Source organism: Cellulosimicrobium sp. Marseille-Q4280 (genome assembly GCF_943181405.1).
Classification (GTDB): Bacteria; Actinomycetota; Actinomycetes; order Actinomycetales; family Cellulomonadaceae; genus Cellulosimicrobium.
Map to the genome: position 1 here is coordinate 151,451 of NZ_CALPBY010000003.1, position 21,621 is coordinate 173,071.

General features: G+C 73.9%; 17 protein-coding genes. 6 read left to right on the top strand and 11 right to left on the bottom strand.

The genetic code is table 11. From position 1 onward, the window contains the following. Positions 1 to 9: 9 nt before the first annotated feature. Positions 10 to 3,351: a hypothetical protein gene (locus tag NFS20_RS08915; protein WP_251151423.1), complete on the bottom strand. Its 3,342-nt coding sequence runs from the start codon at positions 3,349 to 3,351 to the stop codon at positions 10 to 12. Positions 3,352 to 3,497: 146 nt separating this feature from the next. Here NFS20_RS08915 and NFS20_RS08920 point away from each other — a divergent pair, with 146 nt between their 5' ends. The 3 genes from NFS20_RS08920 to NFS20_RS08930 are packed head-to-tail and all read left to right on the top strand — an operon-like array spanning position 3,498 to position 7,080. Beyond that, a complete protein-coding gene (locus NFS20_RS08920) occupies positions 3,498 to 3,755 on the top strand; it encodes a type II toxin-antitoxin system Phd/YefM family antitoxin (RefSeq protein WP_251151424.1) in 258 nt (85 codons plus the stop codon). Further along, complete coding sequence (locus NFS20_RS08925; RefSeq protein WP_251151425.1) at positions 3,752 to 4,174, top strand: type II toxin-antitoxin system VapC family toxin; 423 nt, start codon at positions 3,752 to 3,754, stop codon at positions 4,172 to 4,174. The genes NFS20_RS08920 and NFS20_RS08925 overlap by 4 nt, the downstream gene beginning before the upstream one ends. 50 nt (positions 4,175 to 4,224) lie before the next feature. Beyond that, a complete protein-coding gene (locus NFS20_RS08930) occupies positions 4,225 to 7,080 on the top strand; it encodes a cation-translocating P-type ATPase (protein WP_251151426.1) in 2,856 nt (951 codons plus the stop codon). Between the two features lie 147 nt (positions 7,081 to 7,227). On the opposite strand, the gene NFS20_RS08935 is transcribed toward NFS20_RS08930, so the two are convergent. The 6 genes from NFS20_RS08935 to NFS20_RS08960 all read right to left on the bottom strand — a co-directional run bounded on the left by NFS20_RS08935 (position 7,228) and on the right by NFS20_RS08960 (position 14,795). Next, positions 7,228 to 9,354: an ABC transporter ATP-binding protein gene (locus tag NFS20_RS08935; RefSeq protein ID WP_502800799.1), complete on the bottom strand. Its 2,127-nt coding sequence runs from the start codon at positions 9,352 to 9,354 to the stop codon at positions 7,228 to 7,230. Beyond that, positions 9,351 to 11,084, bottom strand: a complete 1,734-nt coding sequence (locus NFS20_RS08940) for an ABC transporter ATP-binding protein (RefSeq protein ID WP_251151427.1) — start codon at positions 11,082 to 11,084, stop codon at positions 9,351 to 9,353. The genes NFS20_RS08935 and NFS20_RS08940 overlap by 4 nt, the downstream gene beginning before the upstream one ends. Positions 11,085 to 11,214: 130 nt before the next feature. Further along, positions 11,215 to 11,946, bottom strand: coding sequence for a TetR/AcrR family transcriptional regulator (locus NFS20_RS08945; RefSeq protein ID WP_251151428.1), 732 nt, complete (start codon positions 11,944 to 11,946; stop codon positions 11,215 to 11,217). A gap of 115 nt (positions 11,947 to 12,061) precedes the next feature. Further along, positions 12,062 to 13,369, bottom strand: coding sequence for an SPFH domain-containing protein (locus tag NFS20_RS08950; RefSeq protein WP_251151429.1), 1,308 nt, complete (start codon positions 13,367 to 13,369; stop codon positions 12,062 to 12,064). Positions 13,370 to 13,441: 72 nt separating this feature from the next. Beyond that, entirely contained in the window at positions 13,442 to 13,894 is a 453-nt protein-coding gene (locus NFS20_RS08955; protein WP_251151430.1) for an NfeD family protein, read from the bottom strand. A gap of 112 nt (positions 13,895 to 14,006) precedes the next feature. Then, positions 14,007 to 14,795, bottom strand: coding sequence for an ABC transporter ATP-binding protein (locus NFS20_RS08960; protein ID WP_251151431.1), 789 nt, complete (start codon positions 14,793 to 14,795; stop codon positions 14,007 to 14,009). A 27-nt stretch (positions 14,796 to 14,822) separates the two neighbouring features. Between NFS20_RS08960 and NFS20_RS08965 the strand changes: the two genes are divergently transcribed. After that, a complete protein-coding gene (locus NFS20_RS08965; protein WP_251151432.1) occupies positions 14,823 to 15,662 on the top strand; it encodes an Rv1486c family protein in 840 nt (279 codons plus the stop codon). 442 nt (positions 15,663 to 16,104) lie between these two features. Here the strand turns inward: NFS20_RS08965 and glgA are convergent, their stop codons facing one another. Further along, positions 16,105 to 17,316, bottom strand: coding sequence for a glycogen synthase (gene glgA / locus NFS20_RS08970; RefSeq protein WP_251151433.1), 1,212 nt, complete (start codon positions 17,314 to 17,316; stop codon positions 16,105 to 16,107). 114 nt (positions 17,317 to 17,430) lie between these two features. On the opposite strand from glgA, the gene glgC reads away from it, so the two are divergent. Together glgC and serB are read left to right on the top strand one after the other, a co-directional pair. Continuing rightward, entirely contained in the window at positions 17,431 to 18,672 is a 1,242-nt protein-coding gene (gene glgC / locus NFS20_RS08975; protein WP_251151434.1) for a glucose-1-phosphate adenylyltransferase, read from the top strand. Positions 18,673 to 18,719: 47 nt separating this feature from the next. Beyond that, positions 18,720 to 19,388: a phosphoserine phosphatase SerB gene (gene serB / locus NFS20_RS08980; protein WP_285821118.1), complete on the top strand. Its 669-nt coding sequence runs from the start codon at positions 18,720 to 18,722 to the stop codon at positions 19,386 to 19,388. Between the two features lie 70 nt (positions 19,389 to 19,458). Here the strand turns inward: serB and NFS20_RS08985 are convergent, their stop codons facing one another. The 3 genes from NFS20_RS08985 to fabG form a co-directional block, all read right to left on the bottom strand. After that, positions 19,459 to 19,995, bottom strand: coding sequence for a SixA phosphatase family protein (locus tag NFS20_RS08985; protein ID WP_251151435.1), 537 nt, complete (start codon positions 19,993 to 19,995; stop codon positions 19,459 to 19,461). 14 nt (positions 19,996 to 20,009) lie between these two features. Continuing rightward, complete coding sequence (fabI, locus tag NFS20_RS08990; protein WP_251151436.1) at positions 20,010 to 20,777, bottom strand: enoyl-ACP reductase FabI; 768 nt, start codon at positions 20,775 to 20,777, stop codon at positions 20,010 to 20,012. 110 nt (positions 20,778 to 20,887) lie between these two features. Next, positions 20,888 to 21,613: a 3-oxoacyl-ACP reductase FabG gene (fabG, locus tag NFS20_RS08995; RefSeq protein ID WP_251151437.1), complete on the bottom strand. Its 726-nt coding sequence runs from the start codon at positions 21,611 to 21,613 to the stop codon at positions 20,888 to 20,890. Positions 21,614 to 21,621: the final 8 nt, after the last annotated feature.

A 21,621-nucleotide genomic window follows, 5' to 3' on the forward strand; every position in this document is an offset into this window, starting at 1 on the left:
TCTCCCCGATCAGCCGACCGCGGCGGGAACGCCGAGCACCGGGGGCGTGGTCGCCCGGTGGGTGCCCGCACCGGGCCGGGGCGTGCCGAGCCGGCCGAGCACCGTGTCGAGGGCCAGGTGGTACGCCCACGCGCGGGGGTAGGCGCTGTGCGCGGCCACGGTGAGCAGGTAGGCGCCGCGGTCGACCTCGTCCGCGCCGTGGTCCACGGGGTTCGTGCCGTAGGACACGACGGGGAACCCGAGGAAGTCGGTACGACGCCACAGGTTGACCCACGCGGGCTGCCGCTCGTGGTGCCGCAGGAGCCGGACGAGCGTGGGCGTCGCCGGTTCGAGCGGTGCGGTGCCGGGCCCGGCGCACGCGCGCGACCACGCGGCGTCGGCGGCGCGGCGCTCGGCCGTCGCGCCCTCCCCGTGGAGGCGCGCCGCCCGGTAGGCGCGCTCCGCCGCGTCGGCGTCGTCCCCGAGCGCGCGACGCCCCGCCACGACGGCTCCCGTCACGGCGTCCTCCGCCACCTCGAGCGGCACCCGGGCGGCCTCGAGCGCCTTCCTCGCCGCGGCGACGTCGGCCCGCAGCCGCTCGACGCGGTCCTCGGGCATCCGGCGCGCCGTCGCGCTCCGCAGGCGGCGCTCGGCCTGCCGCAGCTCGGCGTCACGCTCCACCGCCTTCCTGCGCAGCGCGTCGTGCGCGGCGAGCGCGCTCCCCGCCGCGCTGCCGGCCCGTGCCCCGGGGGCCTGGAGCAGAGCGGCGTCGCGCAGCGCGACCCGAGGGTTCGTGGTCTGCCGACGCCACGGGTCCCCGCGCCACGCCGGCCCGCCGCACGGCGGGGTCCCGAGCACCTGCGGACCGAGCAGGGACGGGAAGAACCGGCCGAAGTACGGACGGAGCTGGACCCCGTACGTGAGGAGCCCGAGCCTGCCGTCGCCGTCCGTCCGGAGCGCGGGCGCGACGTCGCCGGTGCGCGGTGCCGGGTTCCCCGCACGGCCCAGCACGACGGCGACCGCCATGACGGCCCCGAGCGAGTGCGCCGAGAGCACGACGCGACGCCGTGGTGCCACGCCCGGCCGTCGGGCGGCCGGAAGGTCCTCGGCGTCGAGCCACGCCTCCACGCGCGCCGCGACCTCGGGGACGGTGCGCTCGGCGTAGCACGGCGGGCCGAACGGGTGCGCGCTGCGCGGCAGGAAGCACATGAGGTCCCACAGCAGGCCCCAGGGCCGGGAGACCCCCTCCGCCCCTGCGGCGACGAAGCTCGCCACGAGCGCGACGGCGAGCGCCCCGACCGCGGGCACCGCGACGGCGGCCAGCTGGTCCCAGCCGAGGTCCCAGACCCCCGCCACCGACTCCCCGGCCCGCCCCAGCAGGATCGTCACGACGAGCGTGCACCAGGACGCGAGGGCGAGGACCCCGACGGCGTTCTCGGCCCGGTGGGTGACGCCCGCGACCTGTCGGGCGCGGACGGCTCGACGTGCCGCGACGGGGATGTCGGCGACCCGTTGCCGCGTGCCCTCGGTCCGCTGCCGCTCGGCCTCGGCGATGCTCGACGCCGCCCACGCCGTCGGTCCGGTCGTGTCGGACTCCGTCCCGGCCGCACGTCCGATCCACGTCGTCCACGGTCGGGTGAGGTCGTGCAGCCCCGGCGCGGCGAGCGCGAGCAGCCCGAGGAGCGCCGTCACGCAGAGCACGAGGGCGCTGATGCCGAACTCGGTGTACGCCGACGGCACGGGCACGTCCTGCACGCCCGGCACGGTCCGGACGATCGCGACGCTGAGCTGCCCCTCGGCGTCCGGGCGCGTGTCCCGGCCGCCCGCCAGGTAGACCTGGGTCCCCAGGACCAGCAGGCTCGTGAGCACGGCCGCCGTCGCGGTGGCGGTCAGCAGGAACACCCCGGGACCGCCGCCCGACCAGCCCGACCAGCGCTCGGGGCCCTGCCGACGGACCGGCGAGAGCGCCGGGACGAGCGCGACGCCGAGCGGCACCGCGAGCGCCGCGACGGCGCCCCAGACGAGGAGCGCGTTGGTGGTCTCCCCGTACGCGGCGACGGCGCCGGCGTCGTCCACCACCCGCGCCACGGCGACGACCGTGAGGCACGCCGTGACGACCAGCGGGACCGTCGCCCAGACGAGCGTGGGGACGCGTCTGCGCCACAGCAGCGCGGCCGCGGCGATCCCGGTCAGGGCCGCACCCAGCATCGTGGGAGCGACGTCGATCCCGACGTACGACGGCAGCTCGACCCCCGGGGCCCGGCGGGAGCTGAGCACCGCGGAGGCGACCCAGAGGGCCACGGCGAGGACGAGTGCGGCGACGGCGAGGGCACCCTTCCAGCGGGGCGGCGTCACCTGGATCCCGTCGTCGTCGTTGCGCAGCGCGACGACCACCCCGCACAGGGCGAGGACGACCGCCCCGGCGACGAGGAGGGCCGTGCCCGTCCCCGGCCGGTCGTCGGTCCACGCGAGCAGGACCGCGACGAGCGCCACCGCGCCCGCGAGGTGCGCGAGGAGAGCCGAAGGGCCGGCGACGCGCCGGCTCCAGAACCCGGCCCGGTAGAGCAGCGGCCCCGTGCCCGCGCCGACACGCACCTGCCCCGCCCGCGCGAGGGAGACGCGCTCGTCGAACCGGACCTGGCCCGCACGGGCGACGGCGACGAGCAGGAGGACGACGGCGATCGGCACGAGCGAGAGCAGCACCACCCGGTCGCCGTGGTCGGTGCGCGCGAGCCCGTCGAGCAGCGACGGGACGCGCGCGCACACGTCGACGGTCGTCGCGTCCGGCGCCACGACGCCCATGCACCGCGTGCCGACGACGAGGACGGTGACGGTCGTGACCGCCGCGGTGAGGAGGAGCGTGAGGGCGAGACCGAAGACGCGGACGGCCGCCGCCGTCGCCTCGGGCCGCGCGCGCTCGACGGTCTCGTCGGAGCGGCGGGCCGGGGCGCGGGCGACCTCGTCGTCCTCGGCCCCGGGCACGCGCCGGGCCCAGTACGCGACGTTCGCGAGACCGAACGGCACGTTGAGCGCCCACAGCGCGCGCGTCAGCCCGCGGCCGACGGCGCCGACGGCCCCGGACAGGGGAAAGGCCCCGAGCCGCGCCATCGCGCCCCACGAGTAGGCCTCGCGCCGCACGTCCGCGCGGACCGCGTGGAGGTCGCCCGGCGCGACCGGGTGCTCCGCGGACCCCGGCACGCGATCCCGCGCGTCGGCCTCGGCGTTCGCGACCCAGAAGCTGCCCAGGCCGTCCCCGTCGCACTGCTCGACCTCGCCCGGCGGGAGGTCGAGCATGCCGTGCGGCGGCGTGTTCGCCACGCCGTGGATCCGCAGCTCGAGGACGGTCCGCTCGGTCGTGCGCTCCTCAGGCATCCTGCCCACCTCCGACGTGCACGTCGTGCGGCCGTCGCGCGACGCTGCCCACGACGTAGGGAGGGTCGAGCGGCGCGAACCTGCCACGGGACGGCGCCAGGAATTCTGTCCAGACGGTCTAGACTGGCCAGCGGGAGGTGGCGACGATGACCAGCTGGCAGGTCCAGGACGCGAAGCAGCGTCTCAGCGAGGTGCTGCGACAGGCGGCCGACGGCACACCCCAGGTGATCACCCGGCACGGCAAGGACGTCGCCGTGGTCGTGGGGATCGACCTCTATCACGAGCTGACGGGCGTCCGTCTCGAGCTCGTCGACTACCTCCTGCAGGCGCCCGAGGCCGAGGACCTCGAGGTGGTGCGCGACCGGTCCACCCCGCGCGAGGTCGACCTGGAGACCGGTTCGTGAGGTATCTGCTGGACACGGACGTCGTCTCCGAGCTGGTCAGGTCGCGCCCCCACGCGCACGTCGTGTCGTGGCTCCGCGGGCTGCGCACGGACCAGCTCCATCTCTCCGTGCTGACGATCGGGGAGATCCGCGCCGGCATCGAACGACTGGCGCCACGCGACCCGCGACGGGCGAACGCCCTCGACGCGTGGGTCCGTGGGCTGGAGGACGGCTACGCCGACCGCCTTCTGCCCGTGACCCTCGACGTCGCCGCGCGGTGGTCGACGCTGCACGCGACGCGGACGCTCCCGGCCGTGGACTCGCTGCTCGCGGCGACCGCGCTCGTGCACGGCCTCACGGTCGCGACCCGCAACGCCCGGGACTTCCGTGACGCGGGCGTCCCCGTCGTCGACCCGTTCACCGACCCGAGCGGGCGCTGAGGGACGTTCGCCCTCTCGCGCGATGCGCCCGCGAGCGGTCGAATGGGCACATGGGACCCGCGCCGGACGCCGTGCCGACCTCCACCACGACCCTCGCCGACGACCCCGCGCTCGCCGCGCCGTGGTCCCGGCCGCCCGCCGACGTCGTCGTCGCGCTGCGGTCCACGGACGGCGGCCTCGCCGGTGACGACGCCGCCGCGCGCCTCGCGGAGGTGGGCCCGAACCGCCTCGCGCCGCCGCAGCGCGACCCGCTGTGGAAGCGCATCCTGGTCCACTTCGACGACATCCTCATCTACATCCTGCTCGTGTCCGCGGTGCTCAAGGCGATCCTCGGCGACTGGGTCGACTTCACCGTGATCCTCGCGGTCGCCGTCATCAACGCGGCGATCGGGTTCATCCAGGAGGGGCGGGCCGAGAGCGCGCTCGACGGCATCCGCAACATGCTCTCGGTCACCGCGCAGGTCCGGCGCGACGGGGCGTGGGCGAGCATCGACGCCGACGACGTCGTGCCGGGCGACGTCGTGCGCGTGCGCTCGGGCGACAAGGTGCCCGCCGACGTGCGCCTGCTGCAGGCGACGAACCTGCGCGTCGAGGAGTCGGCGCTCACGGGCGAGTCGGTGGCGTCGTCGAAGAAGGTCGCGGCCGTCGAGGCGGACGCGGGCGTCGGCGACCGGACGAGCATGCTGTTCTCCGGCACGATCGTCGCCGCCGGGCAGGGCGTGGGCGTCGTCACGGCGACCGGCCAGGCGACCGAGATCGGCCGCATCCAGACGATGATCTCCGAGGTCCGCAACCTCGAGACGCCGCTCACGCGCCAGCTCGACCGCTTCGGCAAGATCCTCGCGGTCCTCATCCTCGCGATGGCCGTCGTCATGGTGATCATCGGGCGCGTCGTCCACGACTTCTCCGTGCCCGAGCTGATCTCGGCGTCCATCGGGTTCGCCGTCGCGGCGGTCCCGGAAGGGCTGCCCGCGCTCGTGACCATCACGCTCGCGCTCGGCGTCCAGCAGATGGCGCGGCGGCGCGCGATCACGCGCAAGCTCCCCGCGGTCGAGACCCTCGGATCGGTGACGACGATCTGCTCGGACAAGACGGGGACTCTCACGAAGAACGAGATGACCGCGCGCACGGTGCGCGCGTCCGCCCGGTCGTTCGCGGTCGCGGGCGCCGGGTACGCGCCGGTGGGCGAGGTCACGGTCGGGTCCGACGGGGCGGGGCCGGGCGGTGCGGGGCCGGGCGGTGCGGGGACCGACGCACCACGCCGGCACGCCGACCTCGCCGAGGACCACGACCTCGCCGCCGTGGCGACGGCCATGATGCTGTGCAACGACGCGCGCATCGTGCCCGACGACGCCGACGCCGACGGGTGGCGCCTGGTCGGCGAGCCCACCGAGGGAGCGCTGCGCACGCTCGGCATGAAGGCCGGCGTCGACCCGACGGGGTGGCGGCGCGTCGCCGTCGTGCCGTTCGAGTCCGAGAACAAGTTCATGGCGACGCTCGACGCCGATCCCGACGGCGCGCTGCACGTGCACGTCAAGGGTGCCCCCGACCGCGTGCTCGACCGCTGCTCGACGCAGACCGGCACGGACGGGAACCCGGAGCCGCTCGACCGGGACCTGTGGGAGCAGCAGATCGACGCGCTCGGGGCGCGAGGGCTGCGCGTCCTCGCGGCCGCGCGCACGACGGCGCCCGACGGGACGTCGACGCTCGACGCGGACGACGTCGCGACGGGGCTCGAGCTCTGCGGTCTCGTCGGGATCGTCGACCCGCCGCGACCCGAGGCGGTCGCAGCGATCGCCGAGTGCCGCGACGCGGGCATCCGCGTGAAGATGATCACCGGCGACCACGCCGGGACGGCCGTCGCGATCGGTCGGGAGATGGGCATCGTGGACGGCTCCCCCGACGGCGGCGACGAGCACTCCGCCCCCGCGGTCCTCACCGGCCCCGAGCTCGAGGCGATGTCGACGGAGAAGCTGCGCGCCGTCGTGCGCGACGTCGACGTCTACGCGCGCACGAGCCCCGAGCACAAGATCCGGATCGTCTCCGCGCTGCAGTCCCACGGCGAGGTCGTCGCGATGACGGGCGACGGCGTGAACGACGCACCGGCCCTCACGCAGGCGGACGTCGGCGTCGCGATGGGCATCAAGGGCACCGAGGCGACGAAGGAGGCCGCGGAGGTCGTCCTCGCGGACGACAACTTCGCGACGATCGAGCGCGCCGTGAAGGAGGGGCGGCGGATCTACGACAACATCCGCAAGTCGGTGCTCTTCCTCCTGCCGACCAACGGCGCGCAGTCGCTCGTCATCCTGGTGGCAGTCCTGTTCGGGCTCACGCTCCCGCTCCAGCCCGTCCAGGTGCTGTGGATCAACATGATCACCGCGGTCACGCTCTCCCTCGCGCTCGCGTACGAGAGGGCCGAGCCCGACGTCATGCGCCGCGCGCCGCGCGACCCCGGCGCGTCGATCCTGGACGGCGCGTACCTGCGCCGCGTCCTGCTCGTGTCGCTCCTCATCGGCGGGGCGACGATCCTGCTGTTCTACGTCGAGCGCGCGCAGGGCGTACCGCTCGCGGAGGCGCAGACGACGGCCGTGACGATGCTCGCCCTCGGCCAGCTCGCGTACCTCTTCAACTGCCGGTTCCTCGACCGGTCGAGCCTCACGCTCGACGTCCTGCGCGGCAACCGGGTGGTCTGGATCTCGGCCGCCACGCTGCTCGTCCTCCAGGCGGTCTTCGTCTACGCGCCCTTCATGCACACGTGGTTCGAGTCCGCACCCATCGACGCCGCGGAGTGGGGCAAGACGCTCGGGCTCTCGGTCGTCGTGTTCCTTCTCGTCGAGGTCACCAAGTGGGTCGACCGGCGCTGGCTGGCGCGCGACCACGTCCCCGCGCCGGCGGTCCGGGCGTGAGCGGGCGGTGCGCCACCGGGCCGGGAGCGGCCGGCTGACGCCGGACGCCGCGGCCTTGGCCCCCCTGGACGTCTCGGCGGACCTGCACGCACGCGCGAAGCACCGTCCGTACCGCCCCGTCGAGCGCCCGGCGCCCGGCGCCCGGGCTCAGCCGGCCGACGGCGGGGCCGGCACCCGGTCGGCGGAGACGGCGGGCGGCTCGGCGTCGTCCTCGGCCTCTGCCCCGACCGGGGCGGCGAACTGGCTCTCGTAGAGGCGCGAGTAGGCACCGCCCGCGGCGAGGAGCTCGTCGTGGGACCCCTGCTCGACGATGTCGCCGTGCTCCATGACGAGGATCGTGTCGGCGTCCCGGATGGTCGACAGACGGTGCGCGATGACGAACGACGTGCGCCCTGCGCGCAGCGCGTTCATCGCCTGCTGCACGAGCACCTCCGTCCGCGTGTCCACCGAGCTCGTCGCCTCGTCGAGCACCAGGATCGCCGGGTCGGCGAGGAACGCGCGCGCGATCGTGAGGAGCTGCTTCTCCCCCGCGCTCACGCTCGAGCCCTCGTCGTCGATCACCGTCGCGTACCCGTCGGGCAGCGTGCGCACGAACGGGTCGACGTGCGTCGCCCGCGTCGCGGCGAGGAAGGCCTCCTCGTCGACGTCCCGGCCGTCGCGCACGCCGTACCGCAGGTTCTCCTCGATCGTGCCCTTGAACAGCCAGGTGTCCTGCAGGACCATGCCGATGTCGGAGCGCAGGTCGTCGCGCGTCATGTCCCGGGTGTCCACGCCGTCGAGGGTGATGCGACCCGAGTCGACGTCGTAGAAGCGCATGAGGAGGTTGACGAGCGTGGTCTTGCCCGCGCCCGTCGGCCCGACGATCGCGATCGTCCGGCCGGGCTCCACCGTCAGGTCGAGGTGCTCGATGAGCGGGACCTCGGGGTCGTAGGAGAACGACACGTCCTCGAACGCGACCCGGCCCCGGACCGTGCCGACCCTCGCGGCGGGCGACGGGTCCGGCGTCTGCTCCTGCGCGTCGAGCAGGTCGTAGACCCGCTCGGCCGACGCCACGCCGGACTGGAGCAGGTTCATCATCGACGCGATCTGCGTGATCGGCTGCGTGAACTGGCGCGAGTACTGGATGAACGCCTGCACGTCACCGAGCGTCATGGTGCCGGACGCGACCCGCAGGCCACCGACCACCGCGACGATGACGTAGTTGAGGTTCGCGATGAAGCCCATCGCCGGCTGGATGGTGCCGGAGATGAACTGCGCCTTGAAGCTCGCGTCGTACATCGCCGCGTTCTCGCGCTCGAAGTCGTCGACCGCCGTCTGCTGGTGGCCGTAGACCTTCACCAGGGTGTGCCCGGTGTACATCTCCTCGATGTGGGCGTTGAGACGCCCGGTCGCGGCCCACTGCTGGATGAACTGCGGCTGCGAGCGCTTGGCGATCTGGGCGGTGACGACCACCGACAGCGGGACGGTCACGAGCGCGACGACCGCGAGCAGCGGCGAGATCCAGAACATCGCGCCGAGCACGCCGACCACCGTGAGCACCGACGTGACGAGCTGGGACAGCGTCTGCGTGAGCGTCTGCGAGATGTTGTCGATGTCGTTCGTCACGCGCGAGAGGATCTCGCCGCGCTGGTTGCGGTCGAAGTACGACAGCGGCAGGCGCGCGAGCTTGGCCTGCACCTCGCCGCGCAGCCGGTAGACCGTGCGCTGCACGACGATCGCCGTGATGCGCCCCTGCAGCCAGCCGAACAGGAACGACCCCACGTACACCGCGAGCACCCAGCCGAGCACGGTCGCGAGCGCCGTGAAGTCGATCCCCTGGCCGGGCACGAGGCCCGGGACGCCGGAGACGAGGTCCGCGACCTGGTCCTGCCCCTGCGACCGCAGCGCCTCGACGGCTTGCGCCTGCGTCGTGCCGGCAGGGAGCTGGGACCCGACGACGCCCGCGAAGATGATGTTCGTGGCGTTGCCCAGGAGCTTGGGTCCGGCGACCGCGAGCGCCACGGACACGACGCCGAGGATCACGACCGCGACGATCGGCACGCGCTCGGGCCGCAGGGACGCCGCGAACCGGCGCAGCGACGCCTTGAAGTCCAGCGCCTTCTCCGCGGGCATGCCCATGCCGCCCATGGGTCCGTGCCCGCCGCCGCGGGGGCGGCCCTCGAGACGCGCGCCCTTCGCGGGCGTGGTCGCGGCGCCGGTCGCGGGTGCTGCGGCGCCGGACCGGTCCGTGCCCGACGACGCGGGCGTGCGCGAGGAGTCCTGCTCGCGGCTCATGCTGCCTCCTCCATGGAGAGCTGGGAGTAGACGATCTCCTGGTAGGTCTCGTCGGACTCGAGGAGCTCGGTGTGCGTGCCGCGGCCGACGATGCGGCCGTGGTCGAGCACGAGGATCTGGTCGGCGCCGCGGATGGTCGCGACACGCTGCGCGACCACGATGACCGTGGCGTGCCGGGTGCGCGGCGCGAGGGCCGCGCGCAGCCGCGCGTCGGTCGCGTAGTCGAGCGCGGAGAACGAGTCGTCGAAGAGGTACACCGCGGGGTCGCGCACGATCGCGCGGGCGATCGCGAGCCGTTGGCGCTGTCCGCCCGAGAAGTTCGTGCCGCCCTGCGCGACCGGGGTGTCGAGCCCGGCGTCGAGCGCCTCGACGAAGTCGCGGGCCTGCGCGACGTCGAGCGCGGCCCACATCTCCTCCTCCGTCGCGTCGGGCTTGCCGTAGCGCAGGTTGTCGGCGATCGTCCCGGAGAACAGGTACGCCTTCTGCGGCACGAGGCCGAGGAGCGAGCCGAGGTCGGCGCCGGTGAGGTCGCGCACGTCGGTGCCGTCGATGCGCACGGCGCCTGCCGTGACGTCGAACAGCCGCGGCACGAGGTTGAGGAGCGTCGTCTTGCCCGCACCCGTCGAGCCGATGATCGCGGTCGTCATGCCGGGCTCCGCGACGAACGAGACGTCGTGCAGGACCGGGTCCTCGGCACCGGGGTAGCGGAACTCCACGCCCTCGACCTCCACGCGGCCCGTGCGTCGCGTGAGGACGGCCGGCTGCTCCGGCTCGACGACGGTGGCCCGCGTGCTCAGGACGGCGGTGATGCGCTCGGCGGAGACCGCCGCGCGCGGCACCATCATGAACATCATCGTCGACATCATCACGGCCATGAGGATGTACATGAGGTAGGACAGGAACGCCGTCAGCGCGCCGACCTCCATGGCGCCCTCGTCGATCTGCCTGCCGCCGAACCACAGCACCGCGACGCTCGACGCGTTCATGACGAGCATGACCGTCGGGAACATGAGCGCCATGAGCTTGCCGGCCTTGAGCGAGACGTCGAACAGGGCGTCGTTCGCGACGTCGAACCGCTCCGCCTCGCGCCGCTCGCGGACGAACGCGCGGATGACGCGGATACCGGTGATCTGCTCGCGCAGCACGGCGTTGATCGCGTCGATCCGCTGCTGCATCGTGCGGAAGTACGGGACCATCCGCCAGATGATCAGCCCGACGCTCACGCCGAGGACCGGCACGATCACGAGCAGGAGGCCGGAGAGCTCGACGTTCTCCTGCAGTGCCATGACGACGCCGCCCACGAGCATGATCGGTGCCATGACCATGATCGTCAGGGACAGCAGGACGAGCATCTGGACCTGCTGCACGTCGTTGGTGGTCCGGGTGATGAGGGAGGGGGCGCCGAACTGGCCCATCTCCTGCGCGGAGAAGCGCTGCACGTTGGTGAACAGCCCTGCGCGCACGTCACGTCCGAACGACATCGCGACGCGCGCGCCGAAGTACACCGCGGCGACCGCGCACACGACCTGGCCGAGGCTCACGAGGAGCATGAGGCCGCCGGTGCGCACGATGTAGGCGGTGTCGCCCTGCGTCACGCCCTGGTCGATGATGTCGGCGTTGAGGCTCGGCAGGTACAGCGACGCGAGCGTCGCGAGGAGCTGGAGCACGAGGAGGACGACGATCGGCGTCCGGTAGGGACGCAACCGCGTCCGCAGGAGGCTGACGAGCATGGGTTTCCTGTCCGGGTGGGGGCTGCGGGACGGGGACGGCGGTGCCGCGGCCCGCGCGGGCGGGACGGCGGCGAGAGGTCGCCGGGCGAGCGGCGGCCGCACGGGCGTCGGCGGGTGCCGGCGACCGGGGTCAGGGTGAGGGGTCGGTCGCGACGGCCGCGCCGACGCCGCCCAGGACCAGGTCGGCGAGCTGTGCGGCGTCGAGCCTGGCACCGCCCGCCGCGTGCGGCAAGGCGTTTCCGAAGACCAGGGAGAACAGCGCGCGCGCCGCGACCGACGACTCGACGCGCAGCTCGTCGCGGTGCGGCTCGAGACGGCGCTCGATCGCCTCGACCATCGCCGTCGCCGAGCGTTCGCGTGCGTCCACACCCGCCCCGTGCGCGCCGTGCAGCCCGCGGACGCGGCCGCTCGGGGAACCGCGGTCCGGTCCCCGCCCGGCCTCGCCCCGGGGAGCGGCCGGGTCTGGGCGGGTCGGGTCGAGCACCTGGTGGGCTGCCGCCAACACGCGCATGCCGATGCGCTGCGCCTCGAGCAGGAGCTCGACCAGGCTCGTCACGAGAGGGCGCAGGTCGTCGTCGGGCAGCGCGTCGATCATCCCGACCGCCGGCGCAGGGTCGAGCGAGCGGACCACGGCGGCGCGCAGGATCTCGTCCTTGTCGGCGAACGCCCGGAACAGCGTGCCCTCGGCCACGCCGGCCGCGTCGGCGATCTGGCGTGTCGTGACCCCGGCACCGTGCTGGACGAGGAGCGGGATCGTCGCCGCGGCGATCGCGGCACGGCGCTCCTCGCGCGACAGGGGGCGCGCCCGCTTGCGCTCGGGCGAGCTCCCAGCCCGTGCCGGGGTGTCGGACGTCTGGGTCACGGCAGGACGATAACTGAGTGAGCACTCACTCGCAAGGCTCGTCCGCCCTCGGCGAACCCGGACGCACGAGACCCCGCACCCGGTCGGGTGCGGGGCCTCCTGGACGCGCCCGGGCTCAGCGGGTCGGCGGGTACGACGGCGGTGGGCCGGCCGTGGGCGGCTCGTCGCCCGACGGCTCGTCCTCGACGGACGGCGGAGGCGGCGGGGCGTAGGGTGCGGCACCACCGAGGGGCCGAGGGGCCGCGGAACCCGGCTCGGACGGCGTCCCTCGGTGCATTCCCCCGGGATGCTGCCCGCGCTCCGTCATCGGGTCGAACGGCAGCCCGGACCGCGTGCCCGAGCTCGTGGCGTCGGCCGTCGCGGCCTCCGCCTGGCGACGTGCCTCGGCGAGCGCCTCCGCGGGATCGGTGAGCGACGGCGTCCCGAACCTCACGCGGTCGCGGTCGCGCTCGCGCCGCGCCTCGGCGCTGGCCTCCGCCGCCTCCGCGTCCTCCGCGGGCGTCGGGCCCGGCACTCCCCCGCCGTCGATGCCGGGCACGCCGCCGAAGCCCTTGGCGATCGAGCCGAGCGCCGCCGTGAACTCGGTCGGCACGACCCACAGCTTGCTCGCCGTGCCGTTGGCGATCTGCGGCAGCATCTGCAGATACTGGTACGCGAGGAGCTTGGGGTCGGCGTCGCCCTCGTGGATCGCGTCGAAAACCTGGAGGATCGCGCGCGCCTCGCCCTCCGCCGTGAGGATCTTCGCCTGCGCGTCACCCTCGGCGCGCAGGATCGCGGCCTGCTTCTCGCCCTCGGCCGTGAGGATCTGGGACTGCTTGAAGCCCTCCGCCGTGAGGATCGCGGCACGACGGTCGCGCTCGGCCCGCATCTGCTGCTCCATCGACCCCTGCACGCTCGCCGGCGGGTCGATCGACTTCAGCTCGACGCGGTTCACGCGGATGCCCCACCGCCCGGTGGCGTCGTCGAGCACGCCGCGCAGCTGGCCGTTGATCTGGTCACGGCTCGTGAGCGTCTGCTCGAGGTCCATCGACCCGATGACGTTGCGCAGCGTGGTGACGGTGAGCTGTTCGATCGCCGTGATGTAGTTCGCGATCTCGTACACCGCGGACTTCGGGTCCGTGACCTGGAAGTAGATGACGGTGTCGATGCTCACCACGAGGTTGTCCGACGTGATGACCGGCTGCGGCGGGAACGAGACGACCTGCTCGCGCAGGTCGACGGACGCGCGGACCCTGTCGACGAACGGGACGAGCAGGTGCAGGCCGGGCTCGAGGGTGCGCGAGTAGCGCCCGAGCCGCTCGACGATGAGCGCGACGGCCTGCGGGACGATGCGCACCGCCTTGGCGAGCGCGACGATCACGAAGATCAGGACGAGCGCGAGGACGATGTACGCGAGGATCGTTCCGGGGCTGGGGTCGGTCATCGGCTGCCTCCTGGTCGTCTGCCCCGGCCCGGCCGGGCCTGGGTGGTGTGCCGTGGGGACGTCTCGGTCCGGTCAGGCTCCTCGAGGGTGCTCCGCCGGCAGCGGTGCGACGACGGCGGTCGCGCCGTCGATGCGCAGGACGCGCACGTCGGTTCCCGCGGGGATCGCCGCGGCGTCGGGCTCCGTGCGCGCCGTCCACACCTCGCCGACGAGCTTGACCCGGCCGCCGACCTCGGTGACCTGGTCGACGACGAGCGCGGCCCGCCCGACGTGCGCGGCGACGTTCGTCTCGGCGAGGGGAACGCGGTCCCGCAGGCCGCGCAGCAGCCACGGCCGCAGCGTGAGGAGGAGGATCACGCTCACGACGGCGAACGTGAGGATCTGGAGCCACAGCGGTCCGCCCGCCGCGTTCACGCCGGCCGCGGCGAGAGCGCCGCCGGCGAACATGATGAGCACCAGGTCGAGCGAGATGATCTCGATCAGCGCGAAGACGAGCGCGCCCCCGACCCACCACAGCCAGTCCATCTCGACCCCCGATCGTCCGTGCGGTCTTTACGAGTACTTTACCGAACTATCGGGCTGGATGCACGCGTCGTCGGGCGGAGGCGAGTCGTTGCCCCGCGCCCGTCCGACCTGGTCAGGGCCGAGCCGCGCGCGCCATCCAGCGCCCGCCGCCGTGCGCCACGACCAGCGGGATCCCGAAGGCCTCGCTGAGGTTCTCGGCCGTGAGGACCTCACCGATCGGTCCTGCCCGGTGGACCGCGCCGTCGCGCAGCAGCATGAGGTGCGTGAAGCCCGGCGGGATCTCCTCGACGTGGTGCGTGACCAGCACGAGGACGGGCGACGCCGGGTCCCCGGCCAGCTCCGAGAGCGCCCCGACCAGCTCCTCACGACCGCCGAGGTCCAGACCGGCGGCGGGCTCGTCGAGCAGGAGGATCTCGGGGTCGGTCATGAGCGCGCGGGCGATCTGCGTCCGCTTGCGCTCGCCCTCCGACAACGTCCCGAACGTGCGGTCCGCCAGGCCGTCCACCCCGAACGCGCGCAGCAGGTCGTCCGCGCGCTCGGTGTCGAAGTCCTCGTAGCTCTCGCGCCACCGCCCGGTCACTCCGTACGCGGCGGTGAGCACGACGTCGCGCACCGTCTCGTCGCCGGGGATGCGCTCGGCGAGCGCCGCCGAGGCCAGCCCGATGCGCGGACGCAGCTCGAACACGTCCACGCGCCCCAGGCGCTCCCCCAGCACCTCCGCCGACCCCGACGTGGGGTGCATGCGCGCCGAGGCGATCTGCAGCATGGTCGTCTTGCCGGCGCCGTTGCGGCCCAGGATCACCCAGCGCTCGCCCTCGTTCACCTGCCAGTCCACCGCGTCGAGGATGGTCGTGGTGCCACGTCGGACCGTGACGCCCTGCAGGTCGAGAACCGCGCTCATGGTCACCGACCCTATAGGTTGGCCGACGTGGATTCCCATTCGTCCAGCAGGCCCGGGGCGGCCTCGGCGTCCGCGCCCGGCGCGCTGCCCCGCAGCGCACTGCTCGCGCTGTGGCTGCGGGCCGCGCACCGCGCTCCCGCCGACGACGAGGCCCTCGCGCGCGCCGTGCACGCCGTCGAGCGGGACGACGAGCCGCACGTCGCCTCCGGCGCGCTGGGCGACGTCCGGCTGGCCGACCTCGTCGGCGCGTGGTCGGGCGGCGCGAGCGCCGTCGTCGCGCTCGCGCCCGTCCCGGGGGACGTGACGGGCGTCCCGCCCGAGGTCGCCGCCGCGGCCACCGACGCCGGCGAGTGCGTCCTCGTCACGACGTCCGCGGGGTCGTGGGCGCTCGCGCCGGAGGTCAGCGAGTTCGGCAGCGACCTCGAACCCGGCCACCTCGTGACGTGGCAGGTGACGGCCGTCGCGCCGTGGACCACCCGCGTGCTCGGCGCCACCGGGACGCTGGGCGAGGCCGAGCACGAGCTGCGGACGGCCCTCCTCGTCGCGACGCAGGCGCTCGACGCGCTCGACGTCGCGCGCTGGCGCGAGGACGCGGCCGACGCCATCGCCGGCCTGCGCTCCGGCGGCGCCCCCTCGTGGCAGCTCCCGGCAGCCCTCGACGCTCGCGCGGTACGCGTCCTCGAGCAGGCCGTGCGGCTGCGCGCGATCGTCGACCTCGCGGCGGCCGACGACGGCGGCGCGGTCAACCTCTGGCAGGCGGACCAGCGCTCGACGGCGCTCCGTGAGGTCGACCGCGCGTCCCGCCGCGCGATCGGCGCCGCGACGCTCTGGGTCGGCGACGACACGACCGGCCAGCCCCACCCCTGAGCCCGTCCGGTCTCGGCGCGGCGCGTCCGGCTGGTCACGTGGCGGTCACGGCCGCGGTGGGGTGAGACCGTGCGCTCGGGCTGGCGCGCCGTCACCTCGACCTGCGAGGTCACGTTCTCGCGCGCGCTTCTACGCCCTTCGCACACGGTCCCACCCCACCGCTCGTCCTGACCGTCACCGTCCCGTCGCGGTCCGCCCAGGCGAGGACGTGGCCGCTTGTCGGCGCGTCAGCCGGTTCGGCACGCCGATGCGCGCGACTCTGGCGAGAACCGGCCGAGGCGAGACCACGGCGGCCGGGGCGGGTGACGTGCGAAGGGCGTCAGAGCCGCGCTCCCAGAAGGCGAGCCGACGGGCCGAGGTGACGGCGCGGCAGCCCGAGCACGTGACCCGCCCCGGCCACCCAGCCCGACCCCGCCCCACGCACCCGCGGGAGACGCGCGCGTCAGGACTGACCCAGCACCGTCCGGTAGACCTCGAGCGTGCGCTCGCCGATCGCGTCCCACGCGAAGTGCTCCTCGACGCGCGTGCGCGCGGCGCGGCCCATCTCGGCGGCGCGCGCGGGGCCGGTGGCGAGCTGCGTGAGGGCGTCGGCGAGGTCGGCGACGAAGCGGTCGGGGTCGAGCGGGGTGCCGGTACCGTCGTCCGACTGGTCGATCGGGACGAGGAGGCCCGTCACGCCGTCGTCGACGACCTCGGGGATGCCGCCGGTCGCCGTCCCCACCACAGGGAGGCCGACCGCCATCGCCTCGAGGTTGACGATGCCCAGGGGCTCGTAGACCGACGGGCAGACGAAGACCGTCGACGCGGCGAGGACGGCGACGAGCTCTGCGCGCGGCAGCATCTGCTCGATCCACACGACGCCCGTGCGCTCGGCCTGCAGCACCTCGACGGCGCCGCTGACCTCGGCGGCGATCTCCGGGGTGTCGGGGGCGCCCGCGCACAGCACGAGCTGGACCTCGGGGGGCAGCTCGCGCGCCGCGCGGAGCAGGTACGGCAAGCCCTTCTGCCGCGTGATCCGCCCGACGAAGACGACGGCAGGCCGGTCCGGGTCGATGCCCAGGTCCCGCACGACGCGGTCCGCGACCACGCGGGCGGCGTCGCCCTCGGGCCGGCGCCACCCCTCGAGGTCGATGCCGTTGTGGACGACGTGGACCTTCGCGGGATCGACCTGCGGGTACACCCGCAGGATGTCGTCCCGCATGCCGGCCGAGACCGCGATCACCCCGGCGGCGCCCTCGTAGGCCGTGCGCTCCGCCCACGACGACAGCGCGTACCCGCCGCCGAGCTGCTCGGCCTTCCACGGGCGCAGCGGTTCGAGCGAGTGCGCGGACAGCACGTGCGGCACGCCGTGCAGGAGCCCCGCGAGGTGCCCGGCGAGGTTGGCGTACCAGGTGTGCGAGTGCACGAGGTCGGCGCCGGCGACGTCACCCGCCATCGCGAGGTCGACGCCGAACGTGCCGAGCGCCGGGTTGGCCCCGGACAGGACGCCCGGCACGGAGTAGCCCGTGACGTCCTCCTCGGAGCGCGGCCCGTCGAAGCAGCGCACGCGCACGTCGACGTGGCGGCGCAGGACGGCGGACAGCTCGGCGACGTGCACGCCGGCACCGCCGTACACGTGCGGCGGGTACTCGCGGGTCAGCAGGTCGACTCTCACGCGCCACACGCTAGTGCACGACGCCGCGGGCGCCACGGGACGCCCACGGCCGGACCGGGACCAGGATCCGGCTCCCGGCTGCGAGGCCCCGTCCCGAGGGACTACGGTCTGGGCATGGCCGCCGCACCCCGAGTTCTCGCCATCGTCCTCGCCGGGGGCGAGGGCAAGCGCCTCATGCCCCTCACGGAGTCCCGGGCCAAGCCTGCCGTGCCGTTCGGCGGCATCTACCGGCTGGTGGACTTCGCCCTGTCGAACCTCGTGAACTCGCACTACCTGAAGATCGTCGTGCTCACGCAGTACAAGTCGCACAGCCTGGACCGGCACATCACGAAGACGTGGCGCATGTCGGCCCTGCTGGGCAACTACGTGGCCCCGGTCCCCGCGCAGCAGCGTGTCGGCAAGCACTGGTACCTCGGCAGCGCGGACGCGATCTACCAGTGCCTCAACATCATCGACGACGAGCGCCCCGACATCGTGGTCGTGGTCGGCGCCGACCACGTCTACCGCATGGACTTCTCCCAGATGGTCGACGCGCACGTCGCCTCGGGCGCCCAGCTCACGGTCGCCGGCATCCGGCAGCCGATCGGCATGGCCGACCAGTTCGGCGTCATCGAGACGGACGCGAAGGACCCGACGAAGATCGCGGCCTTCCGGGAGAAGCCGACGGACCCGGTCGGGCTGCCGGACTCCCCCCAGGAGATCCTCGCGTCGATGGGCAACTACGTCATCGACACGGACGCGCTCGTCGAGTCGGTGACGTCCGACGCCGCGAACGCAGGCTCGCGGCACGACATGGGCGGCGACATCGTCCCGGCGTTCGTGGAGAAGGGGACGGCGGCGGTCTACGACTTCATCCGCAACGACGTCCCCGGCTCGACCGACCGGGACCGCGACTACTGGCGCGACGTGGGGACCATCGACTCGTACTACGACGCGAACAAGGACCTCATCGCGGTCACACCGGTCTTCAACCTGTACAACGAGGAGTGGCCCCTGCACACGGGCTACGTCGGCCTGCCGCCCGCGAAGTTCGTGCACGCCGGTCGGGGTCGCCTCGGCCACGCGGCGGACTCGCTCGTCTCCCCCGGTGTCATCATCTCGGGCGCGACGGCGGTCGGCTCGGTCCTGTCGCCCGGCACGTACCTGCACTCGTGGTCGTCGGTCTCGGACTCGGTCCTCATGGACGGCGTCCAGGTGCACCGTCACGCGCAGGTGCACCGCGCCATCATCGACAAGAACGTCGTGATCCAGGAGCAGGCACGCATCGGGCTCGACCCGGAGCAGGACCGCGCGCGCGGCTTCACGGTCACGGAGTCCGGCATCACCGTGGTCCCCAAGGGGACGGTCGTCGAGTGACCGCACCTACCGCACTGGATCAGCCCCAGCACCAGGACGGACGCGCCGTGACGAGCACCCGCCCCGCCCGGCTGCTCGTGATGGACGTCGACTCGACGCTCATCGAGCAGGAGGTCATCGAGCTCCTCGCGGACCACGCCGGGACCCGGGAGCAGGTCGCGGCAGTCACCGAGCGCGCCATGCGCGGCGAGATCGACTTCGCCGCCTCGCTGCGCGAGCGCGTCGCGACGCTCGAGGGCGTCCCTGTCGAGGCGTTCGCGGACGTGCGGGGACGCGCCACCCTCACGCCGGGCGCCGCGGAGCTGGTGGCCGAGGCACGCCGCCGCGGGTGGGAGGTCGGGCTGGTGTCCGGCGGGTTCGAGGAGATCGTGGCGCACCTCGCCGCGGAGCTCGGCATCACGCTGTTCCGCGCCAACCGGCTCGAGGTCGCGGACGGCCGGCTGACCGGCCGCACGGTGGGGCCCGTCATCGACCGGGCCGCGAAGGCCGCGACGCTGCTCGACCTCGCGGCGCGCACCGGCGTCCCGGTCGCGGACACGATCGCCGTCGGGGACGGCGCGAACGACCTGGACATGATCGCGGCGGCCGGTGTCGGGATCGCGTTCGCGGCCAAGCCCGTCGTGCGCGAGCAGGCGCCCTTCAGCGTGGACGGACCCCGGCTCGACGCCGTGCTGGACGTCGTCGACCGCGCGGACGCGGCGGCCGGACGCCGCTGAGCCGTCGCGCAGGTCGCGCAGGAACGGCGGCGGGCCGGCACCGGGTCCCGGTACCGGCCCGCCGCGACGTTCAGGCCGTGGGTCGACCCACGTAGGTGAGGAGCGCCCCGCGCGGTCCCCAGTCCTCCCACGCGGCGTCGGACTCGAGGACGCTGTAGGTCGCGGTCGGCACGCCGACGCGCACCTGGGCGAGCGCTCCGCCGTCCGACGCAGGATCCGCGAGGTGCGTGGCCGTGGCGGCCATCGTCGGTTCGTGGCCGACGACGAGCAGCGTCCGCACGCGCGCGTCGGTCTGCCCGAGGAGGTCGAGGACGTCCGCGACGTCTGCCGCGTACAGCGTGTCGGTGATCGTCACGTCCGGCTCGACGTCGCCGAGGTGCGACGCGAGGAGGTCCCACGTCTGGCGCGTGCGGAGCGCCGACGAGCACAGGACGCGGTCGGGCACGAGGTCGCTCTCGCGCAGGGCGACGCCGACCCGTCCCGCCTGACGGCGACCGTCGAGCCGGAGCGGTCGCAGGACGTCGTCGACGGCTCCTGCCCGCTCGGCCTTCGCGTGGCGCAGGAGGACGAGGCGCCGTGCGCCGCCCGTCCCGATCTCCTCGGCCACCTGCGCCACCTGCCTCACTGACCCATGGCGTGCACGCCGCCGTCGACGTGCACGATCTCACCGGTCGTCGCCGGGAACCAGTCGGAGAGGAGGGCGACGACGGCACGCGCAGCCGGCTCGGCGGTGGTCTGGTCCCAGCCGAGAGGGGCACGCGTCGGCCAGGCGTCCTCCATCGTCGCGAAGCCGGGGATCGACTTGGCGGCCGTCGTGCGGATCGGGCCCGCGGACACGAGGTTCGCGCGGATGCCGTCGGGGCCGAGGTCGCGCGCGAGGTAGCGGTTGGCGGACTCCAGCCCGGCCTTCGCGACGCCCATCCAGTCGTAGACCGGCCAGGCGAACTGCGCGTCGAACGTGAGGCCGACGAGCGCCCCGCCGTTCGTCATGAGCGGCTTGGCAGCCGTCGCGAGCGACTTGTAGGAGAACGTGGAGACCTGCAGCGCGGTCGCGACGTCCTCCCAGGAGGCCGAGAGGAAGTTGCCGCCCATGACGGACTGGGGGGCGAAGCCGATCGAGTGCACGACGCCGTCGAGCACCTCCACGTGCTCGCGGACCGCGTCGGCGAGGCCGTCGAGGTCGGACTGGTCGGTGACGTCGAGCTGGACGACGGGTGCCTCGGCGGGGAGCCGCTTGGCGAACGCCTGCGTGAGCTTCATCTGGCGGCCGAACGAGGAGAGCACGACCTCTGCTCCCTCCTCCTGGGCGAGCCGCGCCGCGTGGAACGCGATCGAGGAGTCCGTGAGGACCCCCGTCACCAGGAGCTTCTTGCCGTCGAGCAGACCCATCGGTTTCCTTCCGTCGTGCGCCCGGTGGACGGGCGCGCTGGGGCGAGCGTACTGAAAGAGAGCGGGATCCGGGCGGCGTGGGACGCCCGGGGGTGCGGAGGTGCGAGGCGTCAGTGGCCCATGCCAAGGCCGCCGTCCACGGGGATCACGGCCCCGGAGACGTACGCGGCGTCGGCGGACGCGAGGAACCGGACGACGCCCGCGACCTCCTCGGGCTGCGCGAACCGGCCTGCCGGGATCGCCGCCTTGTAGGCGGCCTGGCGCTCCTCCGGCAGCTCGGCGGTCATCGCGGTGTCGATGAAGCCCGGCGCGACGACGTTCGCCGTGATGCCGCGCGACCCGAGCTCGCGCGTGATGGAGCGCGCCATGCCGACGAGCGCAGACTTCGACGCCGCGTAGTTGACCTGGCCCGCGCCGCCGTAGAGCCCGATGACGGACGACACGAGGACGATGCGCCCGCGGCGCTGCCTGATCATGCCCTTCGTCACGCGCCGCACGCAGCGGAAGGTCCCGGTGAGGTTGACGTCGACGACGGACTCGAAGTCCTCGTCCGTCATGCGCAGCAGGAGCTGGTCGCGCGTCACGCCGGCGTTGGCGACGAGCACCTCGACGGGCCCGAGCTCGTTCTCGATCTCGGTGAAGGCGGCGTCGACCGCGGCCGTGTCGGTGATGTCGGCGACCGCGCCGAAGACGCCCTCCGGCAGGTCCCCGCCGCGGTACACGGTGGCGACCCGGTCGCCGTCGGCCACGAACCGCTCGGCGATGGCACGGCCGATCCCGCGCGCGGCGCCGGTGACGACGACGGTGCGCGGGGCGGGGTTGGTGACTTCGGACACGTGGGTCT

What these genes read in the sequence shown, in the direction of transcription:
- NFS20_RS08915 (WP_251151423.1), bottom strand. Translation starts at nt 3,351, where the DNA reads ATGCCTGAGGAGCGCACGACCGAGCGGACCGTCCTCGAGCTGCGGATC.
- NFS20_RS08920 (WP_251151424.1), top strand. Translation starts at nt 3,498, where the DNA reads ATGACCAGCTGGCAGGTCCAGGACGCGAAGCAGCGTCTCAGCGAGGTG.
- NFS20_RS08930 (WP_251151426.1), top strand. Translation starts at nt 4,225, where the DNA reads ATGGGACCCGCGCCGGACGCCGTGCCGACCTCCACCACGACCCTCGCC.
- NFS20_RS08935 (WP_502800799.1), bottom strand. Translation starts at nt 9,354, where the DNA reads ATGAGCCGCGAGCAGGACTCCTCGCGCACGCCCGCGTCGTCGGGCACG.
- NFS20_RS08940 (WP_251151427.1), bottom strand. Translation starts at nt 11,084, where the DNA reads ATGCTCGTCAGCCTCCTGCGGACGCGGTTGCGTCCCTACCGGACGCCG.
- NFS20_RS08950 (WP_251151429.1), bottom strand. Translation starts at nt 13,369, where the DNA reads ATGACCGACCCCAGCCCCGGAACGATCCTCGCGTACATCGTCCTCGCG.
- NFS20_RS08955 (WP_251151430.1), bottom strand. Translation starts at nt 13,894, where the DNA reads ATGGACTGGCTGTGGTGGGTCGGGGGCGCGCTCGTCTTCGCGCTGATC.
- NFS20_RS08960 (WP_251151431.1), bottom strand. Translation starts at nt 14,795, where the DNA reads ATGAGCGCGGTTCTCGACCTGCAGGGCGTCACGGTCCGACGTGGCACC.
- glgC (WP_251151434.1), top strand. Translation starts at nt 17,431, where the DNA reads ATGGCCGCCGCACCCCGAGTTCTCGCCATCGTCCTCGCCGGGGGCGAG.
- fabI (WP_251151436.1), bottom strand. Translation starts at nt 20,777, where the DNA reads ATGGGTCTGCTCGACGGCAAGAAGCTCCTGGTGACGGGGGTCCTCACG.